This is a genomic window from Sphingosinicella sp. (assembly GCF_052388015.1).
Taxonomy (GTDB): Bacteria; Pseudomonadota; Alphaproteobacteria; order Sphingomonadales; family Sphingomonadaceae; genus Allosphingosinicella.
Map to the genome: position 1 here is coordinate 1 of NZ_JBQTIN010000059.1, position 14,736 is coordinate 14,736.

Genomic DNA, 14,736 nt, shown 5'->3' on the forward strand with positions numbered 1-14,736 from the left:
ACGGACAATCCGCCACCGCTTCGGCCACGCTTTCGAACACCCGGGCCCGTTCCAGCACGATATCCGCCCCCGATGCCGCCGGCCCGGCGCCCGGATTGGGCCACCCGTCGCGCGGCGCGACAAGCCGTATGTCGGTCAGCCCGAAGTTCAACATCGCCCGCGCCGCCTTGCCGATATTCTCGCCGAGCTGCGGCCGGACGAGGACGATGGCGGGGGTCCTTCGAGACGCGCCTTCGACTTCGCTCAGTCGCTCCTCAGGATGAGCGAGCGTAGCAGATGATGCTAGTCGCTCATCCTGAGGAGCCGCTGAGCCTGTCGAAGCGGCGTCTCGAAGGACCGCTCGGCTCGAGAGACTGCGCAAAGCCTCCCAATCGCCGCGGATCAACGCCTCCTTTTTCGCGCGGCTCCAACCCTTGATCTGGCGCTCCGCTGCGAAAGCTTGATCCCGATCGGGAAAGCGATCCGACCATGCAAGCGCAATCGGCCTTCGCTTTTTCGTGTAGCCCGGAATGGAACCCGCCTGGTGCTGAGCGACGCGCGCGTCGAGATCATCGGTATGACCAGCATAGTAGCTGCCGTCCGCGCACCTGAGCAGGTAAGCGTAGAAGTCCAATTCAAATCCTTCGATACGGGCCTTCGCCCGGCTCAGCCCTACTCAGGATGAGCAGTTGTTGGGAGCGCTATTCCTTCCCCGCTTCGCTCACCGCTCCCGCGAAATCCTCGAAATCCTTCGCCTCCCGGAAATCCTTATAGACGCTGGCGAAGCGGATATAGGCGACCGGGTCGAGCGCCTTCAGGCCCTCCATCACCATCTCGCCGATCCGGGCCGAGGGCATCTCGCTCTCGCCCGACGTTTCGATCTGGCGCTGGATGGAGGAGGCGAGCCGCTCGATCCGCTCGCGCGGCACCGGACGCTTGCGGCAGGCGATCTCGATCGATCGCTCCAGCTTGGCGCGGTCGAACGGCTCGCGCTTGTCCTCGGATTTGAGCACCGTCAGCTCGCGCAGCTGGATCCGCTCGAAGGTCGTGAAGCGGGCGCCGCAATCCTCGCACTGCCGCCGCCGCCGGATCGCCGAGCCGTCCTCGGTCGGCCGGCTGTCCTTCACCTGGCTGTCTTCATGGGCGCAGAAAGGGCAGCGCATCAGGGTCCAAACCCGGTGCTGGAGGTGGCCGTGATCGGCCGGAGAAGCCGGCTGGATAGAAGGATGGTGAAGGCCGGGCCTGGCAGCCCGGTCGAGCCGGCCGACGCAGCCAGTCGGTTTCTCCGGCCGACCGCAAAGCGGCGGGCTGTCCTTTGCTGCCCGGACAGCGTCGCTCGGTCGGTCACGATGGAAGGTCCATCGCTCCCACCTCGTTCCTTGCCGGACAACAAATGGCAGCCCGTCACGACCGCCTCCAGCACCGGGTTTGGACCCTCATTGCTCCGGATAGATCGGGAAGCGGGCGCAAAGCTCGCGGACTCGCGCTTTCACGCCGGCCTCGACAGCACCGTTCCCCTCTTCGCCATTGACCCGCAGGCCCTCCAGCACATCCGCCACCATGTCGGCGATGTCGCGGAATTCGGCGACGCCGAAGCCGCGCGTGGTACCGGCCGGCGAGCCGACGCGGATGCCGCTGGTCTTGACCGGCGGCAGCGGATCGAAGGGAACGCCGTTCTTGTTGCAGGTGATTGCCGCGCGCTCCAGCGCCTCGTCGGCATCCTTGCCGGTAACGCCGATCGGACGGAGATCGACCAGTGCCAGATGCGTGTCCGTGCCGCCGGAGACGAGATCGGCGCCGCGCTCCTTGAGGCGCCCGGCCAGCGCCTTGGCATTGGCGATCACGTCGCGCGCATAGGATTTGAACTCGGGCCGCAGCGCCTCGCCGAACGCCACCGCCTTGGCGGCGATGACGTGCATCAGCGGACCGCCCTGAAGGCCGGGAAAGACCGCCGAGTTGATCTTCTTGGCGATCGCCTCGTCGTCGGTCAGCACCATGCCGCCACGCGGGCCGCGCAAGGTCTTGTGCGTCGTGGTGGTGACGACATCGGCGTGACCGAAGGGGGAAGGGTGCTCGCCCGCCGCGACCAGGCCGGCGAAATGCGCTATGTCGACCATGAAGATCGCCCCGACCTCGTCGGCGATCGCCCGGAAGCGGGCGAAATCGATGTGGCGCGGATAGGCCGAGCCGCCGGCGATGATCAAGGTCGGCCGGTGCTCTTTCGCGAGGCTCTCGACTTGCTCGAAGTCGATCAGATCATCGTCGCGCCGCACGCCATATTGGACGGCGTTGAACCATTTGCCGCTCATCGCGGGCTTGGCCCCGTGGGTCAGGTGGCCGCCGGCGTCGAGGCTCATGCCCATGATCGTGTCGCCGGGCTTGGTGAGCGCCAGCATCACCGCGCCGTTCGCCTGCGCGCCCGAATGCGGCTGGACGTTGGCGAAGCCGCAGCCGAACAGCTGCCGGGCCCGTTCGATCGCCAGATTCTCGACGGAGTCCGAAGGCGCGCAGCCCTGATAATAACGCCGGCCCGGATAGCCTTCGGCATATTTATTGGTGAGGACCGAGCCCTGCGCCTCCAGCACCGCGCGGCTGACGATATTCTCCGATGCGATCAGCTCGATCTGGTTCTGCTGCCGGTCGAGCTCGGCGCGGACCGCATCGGCGACGGCGCGATCGGCCTGACCGAGTCTGTCAGTGAAGAAGCCGTCGGGTTCGGAGACGGGTCGGCTGCTCATGCGGGCTCCTTGGCGAAATGGGGATGGGAGAGCTTCTCGACGCGGCGTTCGTGGCGGCCGCCGTCGAACGGCGTTGAGAGGAAGGCGTCGATGCAGGCCTTGGCCATGTCCGGCCCGATCAGGCGCGCGCCCATGGCGATCACATTGGCGTCATTGTGGCGGCGGGCCAGCGTCGCCGAGAGCGGCTCGTCGACCCGCGCGCAGCGCGCGGCGGGATGACGGTTGACCGAGATCGAAATGCCGATGCCGGACCCGCACAAGGCGATGCCGCGCGTCGCCCGCCCGGCGGCGATCTCCTCGGCGATCTTGTAGCCATAATCGGGATAATCGACCGGATCGATGCCGTCGGGGCCGAGATCGGTCACGTCATGGCCGCCTTCGCTGAGATGCGCCAACAGCAGCGCCTTCAGCGCGACCGCCGCATGATCGGAAGCAATGACGATCCGCTCGCCCATTTGGCTTGCCTTGTTCGGATTTCCAACTGGCCCACATCTAGGCGCGGCCGGCCGGATTCGCCACCACCGATTGCGCTAGAGCTTGTCGATCCGGGTGAGGCCGAAGCGGGCGAAGCCGGCACGATAGGGCTCGGCCGCCTCCAGCGCGCCGGTCACCACCGCGCGTCCTTCCGACGGTACCTTGGGCCAGGCCAGGTCGCGCGTCAGCCACTGGGTGCGCCGCGCAATCCCGGCTGCGCCATCGACGAAGGCGAGCGGGCGCGGGCTGGCCGCTTCCAGCTCCTCCCGCACCAGCGGGAAGTGCGTGCAGGCCAGCACCACGGTGTCGATTCTCTCGCCGCCCGGCTGATTGAGCAGTCCGGCGAGGATGGCGCGATAGGCGTCGGCGTCGGCCGGTTCGCCGCGCAATTTCGCTTCCGCCAGTTCGACCAGCTCCGCCGAGCCGTGCCGGATCACCGTGCAGTCCGCCGCGAACTCCGCCGCCAGCCGGTCGACATAGGGTTGCACCACCGTCGCCTCGGTGCCGAGCACGCCGATCGTCCGGGTCTTGCTGAGCGCCGCCGCCGGCTTGATTGCCGGCACCGTGCCGACGACCGGCAGATCGAGCGCCGCACGCACCCAGTCGAGAGCGATCGTCGAGGCGGTGTTGCAGGCGATGACGATGAGGGCGGGATCGTAGCGCTCCTCCAGCCTGCCGAGCAAAGCCGGCACCCGTGCGGTCACCTCGCGTTCCGTCTTGGTGCCGTAGGGAAAGCCACCGCTGTCCGCCGCATAGACGATCGGCGCGGTCGGCATCAGCCTCGCGATCTCGGCGAGCACGGAGAGGCCGCCGACCCCGGAATCGAAGATGAGCAGCGGCCGCGTCACGGCCCGAAGGCTTAGCGGCCGTCCGCTTTGGCGGCAAACGCGGTTGCGCGCTCCCGCGCCGCTGCTTTACCCACGCGATATGGGGGCGTTGTGATCACGTTCGAAACCCTGTTCCCGCCGCTCGCCGCGATCGTCGGCGGCTATCTGCTCGGCTCGATCCCGTTCGGGCTGCTGCTGACCCGCGCCGCCGGGCTCGGCGACGTGCGCAATATCGGCTCGGGCAATATCGGCGCGACCAACGTGCTGCGGACCGGCCGCAAGGGCCTCGCCGCCGCCACCTTGCTGCTCGATGCGGCGAAGGGCGCGGCGGCGGTGCTGCTTGCCCGGCTGATCTGGCCGGAATTGGCGCTCGATCCGCTCGCCGGCCTCGCCGCCTTTATCGGCCATCTCTACCCGGTCTGGCTGCGCTTCAGGGGCGGGAAGGGGGTCGCGACCCTGCTTGGCGTCGTCGCCGCGCTCGCCTGGCCGATCGGCCTCATCGCCGCTCTGGTCTGGGTGCTGGCGCTGCTCCTGACCCGCTACTCCTCGGCGGGCGGGATGGCGGCTGCGGTCAGTGCCCCGATCGCCGCTGCGGCGATGGGCCGCTTCGGCCTCGCGCCTTTGTTCGCCGGCCTCGCTTTGCTCGTCCTCTGGCGACACCGCGAGAATATCGCTCGCCTCTGGCGCGGTACAGAGCCGAAGGTCGGGCGGAGCAAGGCCGCTTGAGCGCGCCTGCCGATATCGTCGCTCGGCTGCGTCTGATCCGTTCCGACAAGATCGGCCCGGTTACCTATGCGCAGCTGGTCGCCCGTTTCGGCTCGGCGCAGGCGGCGCTCGACGCCATCCCAGACCTCGCCCGGCGCGGCGGTGGACGGCCCGGCAAGCTGGCGACCGCGGCCGAGGTGGAGAGTGAGATCACCGAGGTCACGAGGCTCGGCGCGCGCTACCTGTTCCGCGACGACGACGCCTATCCCGCCTTGCTCGCCGAGATCGACAGCGCGCCGCCCGTACTGATCGTCAGCGGCGATACGGCTCTGCTGGCACGCCCGACGGTGGCGATGGTGGGAGCGCGCAACGCCTCGGCCGCCGCGTGCCGCTTCGCCCGCCAGCTCGCCCGCGATCTCGGCCAGACCGGCACGGCGATCGTCTCTGGCCTCGCGCGCGGCATCGACACCGCCGCCCATGACGGCGCGTTCGACACCGGCACCGTCGCGGTGATCGCCGGCGGCATCGACATCTTCTACCCGCCCGAAAATGAGGAGCGGCAGCGCGCGATCGGGACAAAGGGCCTGTTGATCGCGGAACAGCCGCCCGGCGTGGAGCCGCGCGCGCGCCATTTCCCTTATCGCAACAGGATCATCGCCGGCCTTGCCGCCGGCACGGTGGTGATCGAGGCGGCGCCCAAGTCCGGCTCGCTGATCACCGCCCGCCATGCCGCCGATTATGGCCGCGAGGTGATGGCGATCCCCGGCTCGCCACTCGATCCCCGCGCCCAGGGCTGCAACCAGCTGATCCGCGAGGGCGCGACCCTGGTCCAGACCGCCGAGGACGTGCTGGAAGCCATTCGCCCGCTCCATCTCGGCCCCGCGCGCCCGTCGCGGCAGCGCCAGGCTGTCGCTGAGGAGCCGGCCGAGGCCGGCGACAGCGAACGCCGCGCGATCCGCGACCTGATCAGCCCGACGCCGGTCCCCGTCGACGAGCTGGTCCGCCAGTCCGGCCTGCCTGCCGCCGCCGTCCAGCTCGTTCTGCTGGAGCTCGAACTGGCCGGTCATCTCGCTCGCCACGCCGGTGGCCGGGTGGCGCTGGCATGAGCGATGCCGGTCATGTGATCCGGCGCACGGGACGCCTGCTCCGGCGCCACGCGGCTCGCGTAGCCCTCGCGCTTGTCGCCTTGGCGGGCGGGTATGCGACGATCGACGCGGGGCTGGTCACGGGCGAGGGCGAGCGCGCGATGATGCTGTTCCTCTCGATCCTGACATTGGTGCTGCAATACGCCCTTACCCGCGCGGTGCTGGGCGACTTGGGCTACAGTGTGACGGCGCGATCGCGGCTGCTCGCCTTTTTCGGGATGAGCCTGGTCACGGTCCTGGCCACCGCGGTCGGCCTCCTGCTGCTGGTCGTGCCGGGGCTGATCCTGCTCGCACGCTGGTCGACGACCTTGCCGTTGCTGTTGACGAGCGGCGAGGGCGTTTTCGCCTGCCTGTCGCGCGGCTTTCAGGAAACGCGCGGGCGGACGTCGCCGATCCTGCTGGCGTTTCTGATCATCTATGCGCCCGGTCTCGCGGCCATGGCGGGCTTGCTATTGGCGTGGGACTCGCTGTGGTTGTCGCTGCCGGAAACAAGCGCGATCGGCTTGGTCGCTGTCGCGAACCTCGCGTTGGAGGCGTCGCGCATTGCTGGCTGGTATGCCTCGGTCGCGATCTTCACGCTCTTCCATGATTCGCCCAAACTCGGCGAAATCTTCGAATGAGCCGACGGGCCTGGAGGCACCGGTCTCCTTTCCAGACTAACGCGGCGTGCGGGCCGGACCGCCTCGCAATAGCTCGCATCACGGCACCCAGCGTTTCTCCCTGATCCAGCGGCTGGCGAGCAGCTTGACGCCGCGCGTCACCGGCAGTCCGGCATGCTCCGACAGCGGGTCGATCTCGCGGTCCGCCGTGGCGCTGCGGAAAATCAGCGCGTCGCCTTTGAGCCCCTTCACCTTGAGCCCGGTCTTCACGAATGAAGTCTCGCCGCCCTCATAATCCTCGTTGAGATAGACGAGCGCCGTCATCATCCGCTGGTTGTCGGAAGCGCGGACGAAATCGAAATGCGGCCGGTATTGCTCGCCCGGCCGATAGCGCAGGATCTGCATCGCTTCGCCCTGACCGGCATCGGTTCCGGCCGCCGCGGCGAGCCGCCGGTTGAGCGCATGGACCGCGGGGTCCTCGATCAGCCAGTGGAGGGTCGAGCCGTCGGAGGTGCGGATCGGATCGCGCACCGCCTTGCCGGCCGCGTCGTTCACCACCGAAGGTGTGAAGCCCGGCGCCGCGAGCCGGGCGAGATAGTCGCATTCGGCTGCGGTGAAGAGCTGGCGAGACATGATCACGTCCGGCGCGTCGCTCAGGCGCTCGGGTGCCGGCAGCGTCACCGGGTCGCCCGCATCGTCCAGCCTCATCTTGACGATCAGCTCCAGCGCCGCCTTGCGCGCCGGGTCGCGCCGCGCTTCCTCGCCCAGCCGGTCGAGCGCCGCGCCCCAGTCCCGCGCGCCGGCGATGCCGCTGGCCAGAAGGTTGGTGACGCGCGTCGCCGCGATTGCATTGCCGCCTTGCGCCGATTTCTCGAACAGCACGCGCGCCGCGACCGGGTCCTGCTTCACCATCCCGCCCCAGGTCATCTCGGCGAGGGTCAGCTGCGCATTGGCGTCGCCCTGAGCCGCGAGCCGGTTGACGATCAGGATCGCTTCCGGCGCGCGCCCGGCGCCCAGCAGCTGAAAGGCCTGCACGAGCATGGGATGAGGCGGCTGCATGGCCCGCCTATGCCAGCGCCCCGGCGACGCCGCCAGCCCGGCGCTGCGCACTTGACGAACCCCCGGGAGCCTTCCCACCCTCGCGCGTACACGTGAAGGACAGAACGGGGCCGCATGAAGCTCGTCATCGTCGAATCGCCGGCCAAGGCGAAAACCATCGAAAAATATCTGGGCATCGGGCATCGGGTGCTCGCCTCCTACGGCCATGTCCGCGATCTGCCGCCGAAGGACGGCTCGGTCGATCCCGACGACGGCTTCGCGATGATCTGGGAAAATTATGCCGACAAGGCGCGGCAATTGAAGGCGATCACCGACGAGGCGAAGAAGGCGGACACGCTGATCCTCGCCACCGATCCCGACCGCGAAGGGGAGGCGATCAGCTGGCATGTCAGGGAAGTGCTGGCGAAGAAAAAGGCTCTGCCGCAGCATGTTGAGCGCATCACCTTCAACGCGATCACAAAAAGTGCGGTGACCGAGGCGATGGCCCATCCGCGCCAGTTGGATGACGACCTTGTTGACGCCTACCGCGCCCGCCGCGCCCTCGATTATCTGGTCGGCTTCACTCTCTCGCCGGTGCTGTGGCGCAAGCTGCCGGGCGCCAAATCGGCCGGCCGCGTCCAATCGGTGGCGCTGCGCCTGATCGTCGACCGCGAGCGCGAGATCGAGCTGTTCCGCACCCAGGAATATTGGAGCGTCACGGCGACCTTGGAGGCGGACGGCACCGAATTCCTCGCCCGCCTTGTCCGCTACAATGGCGAGAAGCTGGAACGGCTGTCGATCGGCGATGAGGGCACCGCGCTCGCCGCGAAGAAGGCGGTCGAGGAGGGACGTTTCGGCGTGGTCTCGGTCGAAACCAGGCCGCTCACGCGCAATCCGCCGCCGCCGTTCACCACCTCGACCCTGCAGCAGGAGGCGGCGCGCAAATTGGGCTTCTCGGCCAGCCAGACGATGCGCGTGGCGCAGAGCCTCTACGAGGACGGCGCGATCACCTACATGCGGACCGACGGCGTTCAGATGGCGCCCGAAGCGATCTCGGCCGCACGCAAGGCGGTCGCCGACCGCTACGACGCGGGCTACGTTCCGGACAAGCCGCGCCACTACGAGACCAAGGCGAAGAACGCCCAGGAGGCGCACGAGGCGATCCGCCCGACCGATTTCTCGCGCGACCGCGCCGGCTCCGGCGACCATGCCCGGCTGTACGAGCTGATCTGGAAGCGCGCGCTGGCCAGCCAGATGGCCTCGGCGCGGCTTGAGCGCACGACCGCGGAGCTGGCCGACGCCACCGGGCAGCACGCCCTGCGCGCCACCGGCCAGGTCGTGCTCTTCCCGGGCTTCCTCGCGCTCTATGAGGAAGGCCGGGACGACGCCGAGGACGAGGATTCGCGTCGCCTGCCGCGCCTTCGCGAAGGCGACACGCCGGCCAAAAAGGGCGTTCAGGCCGAGCAGCATTTCACCCAGCCGCCGCCGCGCTATTCCGAGGCGAGCCTGGTCAAGAAGATGGAGGAGCTCGGCATCGGCCGCCCCTCCACCTACGCGTCGATCCTGCAGACGCTGAAGGACCGAGATTACGTCCTTCTGGAGAAGAACCGCTTCATTCCGCAGGAGAGCGGCCGGCTGGTGACCGCGTTCCTGGAGCGCTTCTTCGAGCGCTACGTCTCCTACGATTTCACCGCCCATCTCGAGGACGAGCTCGACGACATCTCCGGCGGCCGGGCGAACTGGCAGGCGGTGCTCGAAGAATTCTGGCGGGACTTCAAGCCGAAGACCGCCGAGGTGCTGGAGCAGAAGCCGAGCGAGATCACCGCCGCGCTCGACGATTTCCTCGCGCCCTTCCTGTTCCCCGACAAGGGCGACGGCAGCGATCCGCGCCTTTGCCCGCTCTGCGGCACGGGCAGGCTCGGCCTGCGCGGCGGCAAGTTCGGCGCGTTCGTCGCATGCTCCAACTATCCCGAATGCAAATATACCCGCCGCTTCGGTCAGGGCGATGAGACGAGCGCCGACAGCGGGCCGCGGGTGCTGGGGCAGGACCCGGAAACCGGCCAGGACGTGACCCTCCGCGCCGGCCGTTTCGGCCCCTATTTCCAGCTCGGCGACGGCAAGGAGGCGAAGCGAGCCTCGCTACCCAAGGACGTGCCCGCCGCCGACGCGGACCTGGAGATCGCGCTCCGCTTCCTGTCTTTGCCGCGCACCGTCGGCGACCACCCGGAGACCGGTAAGCCGATCACCGCCAGCATCGGCCGCTACGGACCCTATCTCGCCCACGACGGCAAATTTGCGAAGCTCGCCTCGACCGCGGAGGTGTTCGAAGTCGGCATGAACACCGCGGTGGCGAAGCTCGCCGACGCCGCCAATGGCGGCGGCCGCCGCGCCGGCTCGCGCGAGCCGCTCAAGCTGCTCGGCCCCCATCCGCGCACCGAGGCCGAGATCAAGCTGATGGACGGTCGCTTCGGTCCTTACGTCACCGACGGCACCACCAACGCGACATTGCCGAAGTCGCTTGCGCCGGACCAGCTCACGCTGGAAGAGGCGGCGCAGCTGATCGACGAACGCGCCGCCAAGGGCCCGGCAAAAAAGGGCAGGGCCCGGCGCGCTCCGGCAAAGAGGGGGAAGAAATGATGCTGCGAACCGCTTCGGCACTGCTTGCCGTGACGATCGCCGCCGCCGCCGCGGCGCAGGAAACGCCGGCCGCGACGCCGAATCCGGCCAGTGCGGACTGGCATTTCCAGTATCTCAACCGGCTCGATCCGGCCCAGGGCTGGCATCGCACGGTGAGCGGGCTGCGCTGGCGGCGAATCAGCGGCAACGGATCGGGTCGCCATCCGACGGTCGCCGACACCGTGACGATCCACTACGTCGGCACCTTCATCGACGGCACCGAATTCGACAGCTCGGTCCGGCGCGGCGAGCCCGCGACCTTCCCGCTCGGCCGCCTGATCCGCGGCTGGCAGGAGGGCGTGCCGATGATGGGCGTCGGCGACCGCTACGAGTTCGCGATCCCCTACAATCTCGCCTATGGCAACGGCCGCGGCCCGATCCCCGGCGGCGCCACCTTGCTCTTCACCATCGACCTGATCGCGATCGCGCCGCCGGCGGCCAACTAAGGTTGATCCGGCGTTTACCGCGCTGGGTCCGCCAATCTTTACAGCGCGATGGCTAGAACTGCGGCATGCGTACGGGCCGCCTCGCCATCTCCCGCGGCTTCCCCTCGGCCGAAGGTTCGGGCGAGGCGGTCCAGTTTCCCATCGTCGAGTCGGCGCAGTCTCCGGCGTCCCAGGTTGCGGGCGCGATCGCCGCGGCCAACGCCCGGCTCGAAGCGCTGGAGCGGCTGACCCGGCTCTGCGAAGCCGGCGCGCTCACCATCGACGAGTTCCTGATCGAGAAGGCCGCGATCCTCGGCTATCCGTGCAGCGATCTGGTGACGCCGCGCGAGGAGGGCGAGCCGCCGATCTCCTTCATTCCCGCCGCGCCTCGCGCGCCTCCACGCGGCAGGTCTCTGCTCGGCAGGCTGGGCTGGACGATCGTGCCGCTCGGCCTCGTCGCCGGCCTCGGCCTCTCGGCGTTCAGCCAGCCCGACGCGACCGCGCTGCTTTGGCAGGAAAGCCTACGCCTGTTCGGTCTGTAGCCGGCCGCAGCCCCTGCAGGCCGGATCCTTGACGATCCGGATCGTCCTGAGCGACGGCGCCAGCCCGTCGAAGACATGCAGCTTGCCGCCCGGATCGCCGCCGAAGCCGGTGGTCGCCCGGATCGCTTCGAGCGCCGCCCAGCTTCCGGCGAGACCCGTCATGGCGCCCAGCACGCCGAGTTCGGAGCAGGTGTCGCAATCCTCGGCATCGAACGCATCGCCGACGAAGCAGCGATAACAGGGCTGACCGGGCAGCCAGCCGCGGAACGTCCCGATCTGCACCTGGAACTGGCCGATCGCGGCCGAGACGAGCGGCACGCGATTGGCGGTGCACCAGTCCGATACGGCGAGCCGGGTGGCGAAATTGTCGCTGCCGTCGAGCACGAGGTCGATCCCGGTGAGCAGGCGGTCGACATTTTCCGTGTCGAGCCGCTCCGGAACGATATCGATTCGGCTGTCGGAATTGAGTCGAGCCAGGTTTCGTGCCGCGACCTCCGCCTTGCCCTCGCCGACATCGTCGGTGCCGAACAGCACCTGGCGCTGGAGATTGTCGAGGCTCACCCGATCGTCGTCGATCAGCCTGATTCGTCCGACCCCCGCCGCCGCCAGATAGAGCAAGGCCGGTGCGCCGATGCCGCCGGCGCCGACCACCGCGACATGGGCCGCGAGCAGCGCCTGCTGACCGGCCCCGCCGATCTCCCTGAGAACGATATGCCGCGCGTAGCGATCGAGCTGCGCGTCGCTCAGTGCCACAACAGGTCGGTCAGGTTCACGACAGGTTGAAGTTGATCCGGTTCGCGTAGATCGTCGGCCGGGCCGGCGGCGCGGTGCGGACCCAGCCGCGCCGGACGATGTCCGCCGCGATCCGGCCGACCATCAGCTCCAGCGGCCGGCAGCCCACGTCCTCGACGATGATCCGGGTCGCGTTGCCGGCGCTGTCCAGCTGGACGCCATAGCTGATGTCTATGCTGAACCGGCGCGGGCGCTGCCCTTCGAAGCTGCATTCGCCACTTTGCATCAGCCGCTGGACTCGGGTGACCATCTCGCCGTTCGGGATCGCCAGCGTCGGCGTCTCGAGCCGCGGATAATTGTTCCAGTTCGCTTCGGCGACGTCGATATTCTCCGGCACAGTGGGGTTGAAGAAGGCCGCGACGACAAGCCCGAACATCATGGTCACCTCCCGGTCGATCCGAAGCCGCCCGCGCCGCGTGGCGTGGCGTCAAGCTCTTCTACCACATCGAAATCCGCCCGCAACACGGGTGCGGGGACGAGCTGGGCGATCCGCTCCCCCCGAACCACCTCGAATGGCCGTTCGCCGATATTGGCGAGGATGATCTTCACCTCGCCCCGATAGTCGGCGTCGATCGTCCCGGGCGTGTTCGCGCAGGTGACGCCATGCCTGAGCGCAAGGCCCGATCGAGGCCGCACCTGTATCTCGTAGCCGGGCGGAATCGCGATGGCGAAGCCCGTCGCCACCGCGTGGCGCTGACCGGGCGCCAGCGTCAGGCTCTCCGCCGCGACCACGTCCATGCCGGCGGCGTCGCTGCTCGCATAAGCGGGCAGCGGCAGGCCCTCGCCATGCGGCAGCCGTTTAAGCGCGATTCGGATCATTCTTGCTTTCGGGCCAGCATCGCGTCGAGCGCGTAGCGGCCAGCGCCCTGGGTCGCAAACAGGATGCCGAGGAACACCAGGATCAAAGCCGGCCACCAGCCCGGGAAATCCTGTCGCCAATGCACCATCCACACCGCGACGATGAAGACGAAGGTCGTCACCAGCCCCGCCCAGCGGGTGGCGAGACCCAGCACCAGGGAGATTCCGCACAGGAACTGCGCCCAGACGCACAGCGGCGCCATCAGCCTCGGCGCCCAGAAGTTGAACTGGGTCAGGAAGCGCTCGAACTCATGCATCCGCGCGGCGCTGAAAATATTGTCGTGGCTCTGCCAGATCAGGAAGGCGCCGGTCACGAGCCGCAGCAGCAGCAGGCCAAGATCGCCGAAACGGGCGAGGGCGGGCAAGAACAACCAGTCGCGCATGTCAGGCCTCCAGCGCGGCGGCGATACGTGTCGCGAGTGCGCGCGCGATCTCGGCCTTGGGCGCCCGGTCCCAATGCTCGACGCCTTCGGCGGTGACGAGATGGACCTTGTTCTCGATCCCGCCCAACACGCTCGTCTCCTTTGGGCCGGACACGTCGTTGGCCACGATCCAGTCCGCCCCCTTGCGCTCCCGCTTCGCGCTCGCATTGCCGACGACATTGTCGGTTTCCGCCGCGAAGCCGATCAATAGGCCGGGGCGATGCGGCGAGCGGGCGAGTTCGGCGAGGATGTCGGGATTTTCGACCAGCGAGAGGACAGGCGGCCCGCTGGCGCGTTTCTTGAGCTTGCTTCGCGCCGGCTCGACCCGCCAATCCGCTACGGCCGCCACCATCACGGCGACGTCCGCCGGCAGTGCTGCCTCCACCGCCGCCGCCATCTCGCGCGCCGTTTCGACATCGACCCGGTCGACTCCGGCCGGCGTCGGCAGATGGACCGGCCCGGCTATCAGCGTCACCCGCGCGCCGAGTGCGGCCAGTGCTCCGGCGATCGCGAAGCCCTGCTTTCCCGACGAGCGGTTGGCGATGTAACGGACCGGATCGATCGGCTCATGCGTCGGCCCGGCGGTGACGATGGCATGTTTGCCGGCGAGCATTCAGCCGCCGAGCCGTTCGCGGATCGCGGCCAGGATCGCCTCCGGCTCGGGCAACCGCCCCGGGCCATATTCGCCGCACGCCATCTCGCCCTCGTCGGGCTCCAGGATCGTCACGCCGTCCTCGCGCAGCCGCGCAACGTTGCGCCGGGTCGCGGCATGCTCCCACATGCGCACGTTCATCGCCGGGCAAGCGAGCACCGCCTTGTCGGTCGCGAGCAGCAGGGTGGTGGCGAGATCGTCCGCGATTCCCGCCGTCATCTTGGCGAGGAGATCGGCGGTCGCCGGAGCGACGACGATCAGGTCCGCCTCGCGGCTGAGCTGGATATGCCCCATCTCGACCTCGTCCTTGAGGTCCCAGAGGCTGGTATATACCGGCTGCTCGGAAAGCGCGGCCAGCGTCATCGGCGTCACGAACTGCGCGCCGCCTTGGGTCAGCACGCAGCGCACGCTCCCGCCCGCCTTGCGGATCAGCCGGATCAGCTCGCACGCCTTGTAGGCCGCGATACCGCCGCCGACGATCAGCAGGATGCGCTTGCTTTGCATCGCCCTAGATTAGGTACTGCACCGCCGCAGCGCCAGCCGCTGCGCCGATCGCCGCGGTCAGCGCATAGCGCCACCAGCTCGCCGGCCGCAGCAGCACAACCTCCGGCAATGGCGGCTCGGGCGGCGCGCCGCCCGGCACCGGATAGCTTTGCTCGATCCGCTCGATCAGATCGGGCAGCCGCCGCAGCAGCCGCACGGTCCGCACGATGCCGTCGGCGAGCCGCGCCTCGGGTCCCAGCTCGGTCCGCACCCATTCGGTGACGAACGGCTCGGCCGTCTCCCACATGTTGATGTCGGGATCGAGCGCGGTCGCGACCCCTTCCTCCATCACCATCGTCTTCTGCAACAGCAGCAGATGCG

16 protein-coding genes and 2 pseudogenes are annotated in these 14,736 nt (G+C 68.5%); 6 read left to right on the forward strand and 12 right to left on the reverse strand.

Going from position 1 to position 14,736, the window contains the following annotated elements; genetic code table 11:
• The 5 genes from ACT4N3_RS05130 to murI form a co-directional block, all read right to left on the reverse strand.
• Nucleotides 1-613 (reverse strand): GIY-YIG nuclease family protein (locus ACT4N3_RS05130; RefSeq protein ID WP_444854134.1); only part of this gene is annotated, 613 nt, incomplete at its 3' end.
• Between the two features lie 67 nt (nucleotides 614-680).
• Entirely contained in the window at nucleotides 681-1,142 is a 462-nt protein-coding gene (nrdR, locus tag ACT4N3_RS05135; RefSeq protein WP_444854135.1) for a transcriptional regulator NrdR, read from the reverse strand.
• Between the two features lie 273 nt (nucleotides 1,143-1,415).
• Nucleotides 1,416-2,717: a serine hydroxymethyltransferase gene (gene glyA / locus ACT4N3_RS05140; protein ID WP_444854136.1), complete on the reverse strand. Its 1,302-nt coding sequence runs from the start codon at nucleotides 2,715-2,717 to the stop codon at nucleotides 1,416-1,418.
• Nucleotides 2,714-3,172, reverse strand: a complete 459-nt coding sequence (locus ACT4N3_RS05145; protein WP_444854137.1) for an RpiB/LacA/LacB family sugar-phosphate isomerase — start codon at nucleotides 3,170-3,172, stop codon at nucleotides 2,714-2,716. Before ACT4N3_RS05145 ends, glyA begins: the two co-directional genes overlap by 4 nt.
• Before the next feature lie 75 nt (nucleotides 3,173-3,247).
• Nucleotides 3,248-4,039, reverse strand: coding sequence for a glutamate racemase (gene murI, locus ACT4N3_RS05150; RefSeq protein WP_444854138.1), 792 nt, complete (start codon nucleotides 4,037-4,039; stop codon nucleotides 3,248-3,250).
• 93 nt (nucleotides 4,040-4,132) lie between these two features.
• On the opposite strand from murI, the gene plsY reads away from it, so the two are divergent.
• Genes plsY through ACT4N3_RS05165 form a run of 3 tightly spaced genes read left to right on the forward strand, consistent with a single transcriptional unit; the run spans nucleotide 4,133 to nucleotide 6,488 of the window.
• Entirely contained in the window at nucleotides 4,133-4,744 is a 612-nt protein-coding gene (gene plsY, locus ACT4N3_RS05155) for a glycerol-3-phosphate 1-O-acyltransferase PlsY (RefSeq protein WP_444854149.1), read from the forward strand.
• Entirely contained in the window at nucleotides 4,741-5,829 is a 1,089-nt protein-coding gene (dprA, locus tag ACT4N3_RS05160) for a DNA-processing protein DprA (RefSeq protein ID WP_444854139.1), read from the forward strand. Before plsY ends, dprA begins: the two co-directional genes overlap by 4 nt.
• Nucleotides 5,826-6,488, forward strand: coding sequence for a hypothetical protein (locus ACT4N3_RS05165; protein WP_444854140.1), 663 nt, complete (start codon nucleotides 5,826-5,828; stop codon nucleotides 6,486-6,488). Before dprA ends, ACT4N3_RS05165 begins: the two co-directional genes overlap by 4 nt.
• A 78-nt stretch (nucleotides 6,489-6,566) precedes the next feature.
• Here the strand turns inward: ACT4N3_RS05165 and ACT4N3_RS05170 are convergent, their stop codons facing one another.
• Nucleotides 6,567-7,502 carry a 2OG-Fe(II) oxygenase gene (locus tag ACT4N3_RS05170; protein WP_444854141.1) on the reverse strand — a complete coding sequence of 312 codons (936 nt, stop codon included), beginning with the start codon at nucleotides 7,500-7,502 and terminating at the stop codon, nucleotides 6,567-6,569.
• Between the two features lie 138 nt (nucleotides 7,503-7,640).
• On the opposite strand from ACT4N3_RS05170, the gene topA reads away from it, so the two are divergent.
• The 3 genes from topA (at nucleotide 7,641) to ACT4N3_RS05185 (ending at nucleotide 11,148) form a co-directional block, all read left to right on the forward strand.
• Nucleotides 7,641-10,142, forward strand: coding sequence for a type I DNA topoisomerase (topA, locus tag ACT4N3_RS05175; RefSeq protein WP_444854142.1), 2,502 nt, complete (start codon nucleotides 7,641-7,643; stop codon nucleotides 10,140-10,142).
• Complete coding sequence (locus ACT4N3_RS05180) at nucleotides 10,142-10,627, forward strand: FKBP-type peptidyl-prolyl cis-trans isomerase (protein ID WP_444854143.1); 486 nt, start codon at nucleotides 10,142-10,144, stop codon at nucleotides 10,625-10,627. Before topA ends, ACT4N3_RS05180 begins: the two co-directional genes overlap by 1 nt.
• Before the next feature lie 65 nt (nucleotides 10,628-10,692).
• The gene (locus tag ACT4N3_RS05185; RefSeq protein WP_444854144.1) at nucleotides 10,693-11,148 is read left to right on the forward strand and encodes a hypothetical protein; all 456 of its coding nucleotides are present in this window, start codon (nucleotides 10,693-10,695) and stop codon (nucleotides 11,146-11,148) included.
• Here ACT4N3_RS05185 and ACT4N3_RS05190 read toward each other — a convergent pair.
• The 6 genes and pseudogenes from ACT4N3_RS05190 to ACT4N3_RS05215 all read right to left on the reverse strand — a co-directional run.
• Complete coding sequence (locus tag ACT4N3_RS05190) at nucleotides 11,128-11,901, reverse strand: HesA/MoeB/ThiF family protein (RefSeq protein WP_444854145.1); 774 nt, start codon at nucleotides 11,899-11,901, stop codon at nucleotides 11,128-11,130. The two genes, ACT4N3_RS05185 and ACT4N3_RS05190, sit on opposite strands and share 21 nt — an antisense overlap.
• Nucleotides 11,902-11,917: 16 nt before the next feature.
• Nucleotides 11,918-12,325 carry a hypothetical protein gene (locus ACT4N3_RS05195; protein WP_444854146.1) on the reverse strand — a complete coding sequence of 136 codons (408 nt, stop codon included), beginning with the start codon at nucleotides 12,323-12,325 and terminating at the stop codon, nucleotides 11,918-11,920.
• Nucleotides 12,322-12,759 (reverse strand): dUTP diphosphatase, encoded by a 438-nt coding sequence (gene dut, locus ACT4N3_RS05200; protein WP_444854147.1) that lies wholly within the window; start codon nucleotides 12,757-12,759, stop codon nucleotides 12,322-12,324. The genes ACT4N3_RS05195 and dut overlap by 4 nt, the downstream gene beginning before the upstream one ends.
• The gene (locus ACT4N3_RS05205) at nucleotides 12,756-13,181 is read right to left on the reverse strand and encodes a DoxX family protein (protein WP_444854148.1); all 426 of its coding nucleotides are present in this window, start codon (nucleotides 13,179-13,181) and stop codon (nucleotides 12,756-12,758) included. Before ACT4N3_RS05205 ends, dut begins: the two co-directional genes overlap by 4 nt.
• A gap of 1 nt (nucleotide 13,182) precedes the next feature.
• Nucleotides 13,183-14,376, reverse strand: a pseudogene (gene coaBC, locus ACT4N3_RS05210) (bifunctional phosphopantothenoylcysteine decarboxylase/phosphopantothenate--cysteine ligase CoaBC).
• Nucleotides 14,377-14,380: 4 nt separating this feature from the next.
• A pseudogene (locus ACT4N3_RS05215) lies at nucleotides 14,381-14,736 on the reverse strand (ubiquinone biosynthesis protein UbiB); the annotation flags it as partial.